General features: G+C 62.1%; 2 protein-coding genes. Both read left to right on the top strand.

Annotated features, from left to right (window positions below; translation table 11 throughout):
* Nucleotides 1-181: putative dsRNA-binding protein (locus ACT8II_RS09195; protein WP_443813928.1), on the top strand; the 181-nt coding region annotated here is incomplete at its 5' end.
* A gap of 9 nt (nucleotides 182-190) precedes the next feature.
* Nucleotides 191-2,520: chromosome segregation SMC family protein (locus tag ACT8II_RS09190; RefSeq protein ID WP_443813926.1), on the top strand; the 2,330-nt coding region annotated here is incomplete at its 3' end.

Genomic DNA, 2,520 nt, shown 5'->3' with positions numbered 1-2,520 from the left:
TGGAGAAGAGGGGCCCGCGCATGAGCCCACGTTCACCGCAATCGCCTTGGTCGATGGTATCCGTCGTGGCCGCGGCACCGGTTCCTCGAAGAAAGAAGCGGAAGCTGCCGCAGCCCTCGATGCGCTTGATCGCATGGGATACACCACAAATGGCGTTATCCTCAAGAAGAAGCTCGGATAGCGAGGCCCCGTGTACCTTAAGTCGCTCACCCTCAAGGGTTTCAAATCGTTTGCCGATCGCGCTCAGATGACCTTCGAACCTGGGCTCACGGTTATCGTTGGTCCCAATGGTTCGGGCAAATCGAACGTCTCTGATGCCATCTTGTGGGTTCTGGGCGAGCAGAGCGCCAAGCAGCTGCGCGGGCAGGCCATGGAGGACGTTATCTTCTCGGGCTCGTCTGCGCGTAAACCGGTGGGTGTTGCCGAGGTGACGCTCGTGCTCGATAATTCCGATCACGTGCTTCCCGTCGATTTCAACGAGGTCGCCATCACGCGGCGCATGTACCGCTCGGGTGAGAGCGAGTACCTCATCAATTCCAGTCCGTGTCGCCTGATGGACATTCAGGATATCTTGCATGACTCCGGCTTAGGCAAGGACACGCACTCCATCATCTCCCAGGGCAAGCTTGATGCGATTTTGCAGAGCCGCCCCGAGGAGCGGCGGAGCCTTATCGAAGAGGCCGCCGGTATTTCCAAGCACAAACGCCGCAAGGAACGCGCCCTGCGCAAGATCAAGAGCATGGATGAACATCTCACGCGTGCGCGCGACATAAACCGTGAGATCTCCCGTCAACTCAAGCCGCTCGAGCGGCAGGTTGATCGCGCTCGAAAATACAAGGACCTCTCGAGCAGGGCGACCGAGCTCACACAGGTCCTTGCCGTCGACGAGCTTCGTCAGCTCCAGGCCCAATGGGCGGATCTCGAGTCGTCCTCGCGCGAGAGCGCTGCGGCCCTCGAGCTCGCCCGCTACCGCCTAGGCGAAAAGGAGCGCGAGCTCGAGAAGCTCCAGGTCATGCTCGAGGAAAAAGGGCTGTTCGTTGGTGACCTTGGTGAACAGCGCCGTCATATGCAGGATATCGTCGGGCGAATCGGTTCTGATATGCGTTTGCTCGAGGAGAAGGGGCGTAATATGGTCGCGCGCCTCTCCGAGATGCGTGGCACCCTTTCCGGCTCCGAACACCAACGGCGACGAACGGTGGAGGAGCTTTCCGACATCAACCGGCAACTTGATGAGGAGCGTGCGACGGCCACCGTGGCTGCAGAGGACGTTGCCGCCCTTGAGCCTGCCGCCGATGAGCTCCACGCGCGACGAATCGAGCTTGGTGAGGTTATCACCGCGCTCACGCGGGAGCAGCGTGAGGTCCAGCGAACGTCTGATGGTGCCGCCCTCGAACTCGTCAAGGTTAAGGAGACGCTTTCCAACGCCGAGCTCGAGGATGATATGTATGCCCGTCGCCTTGAACAGGTCGATGACGAGGCCGATGAGCTGCGTGCTTCTCTGGCCCATCGCCGCGATCGTGCCGACGAGCTCGTCGCGGAGCTGGATGACGCCCGCACGGCACGACAGGAGGCTAAAGATGCCCTTGACGCGGCAATCGCCGCTCTCGCGGATTTGCGGGAAAAAGAGGCTCAGACGCGTGAGAAGCTCGCCGACGTCCGTTCTGAGCTTTCGGGACTCAGGAAGGTCGATGCGAGCCTGAGTGACTCCTCGCCCCTTGCCGCTCGTGTGGTGAGCAACCACCCCGAGTCCATTGCGGGGCGTTTGGGTGATGTCATCGAAGCCCCCGTCGAGCTTGAGCCCCTCGTCGAGCAGTTGCTTGCGGGGGACATCGATGCGCTCGTCTGCATGGACGGCGATGCGCTTGCCCGTGCTGCGTCGTTCGCCCTTGGCCAGAAGGATGCATCTGGTGAGGCTCTTCTGCTTGCGCGAGATGTTACTGCTTCGGACCGGCACCAGGGTGCCGCAGGTTATCGCTTGGTCGAGCGCCTTCAGGTGCGCGAGGGCTACGCTCCCGCCGTCGCCGCTTTGCTCGGTCACGTCTATGTGGTCGATTCCCTTGACGATGCGCTGTCGGCTCCCATCGTTTCCGGCGTGCTTTACGTGACGCCCGACGGCGCTCGCGTGCGTGATGGGGGTGTGGTTCGCTTGGGCGCCACGAGCGGGGGTGCCGCCGGCTCACTTGAGCGCAAGCGCCGCATTCGCGAACTCGAGGGATTCGAGCCTGATTTGCTTGCCGTCTTCGACCATGCCGTTGAGCGCGTTGGTGAGGCCACCGAGGCTATTGAGGAGGCCCGCACGGTCGAGGGTAACGCCGCGGGAACGATTTCGCGCCTCGAAGGAGAGCATGCCTCGCTCTTGTCTGAGATCGGGCGTATGGAACATTCTCTTTCGGTCAAGCTCGGCGAGCGTGCTAATCTCGCCAAGCGCCGCGAGGAGGCGGCGGTCGCCGTGCGCGATGCGCAACCGCGGGTCGACGAGCTCACGACGGTTCGCGATGATTCGCTTGCGCGCCTGGATGA

This window comes from Collinsella sp., assembly GCF_052346665.1.
Classification (GTDB): domain Bacteria; phylum Actinomycetota; class Coriobacteriia; order Coriobacteriales; family Coriobacteriaceae; genus Collinsella.
Note: the sequence above shows the minus strand (reverse complement) of the source record. Positions and strands in the feature narration are given on the sequence as shown.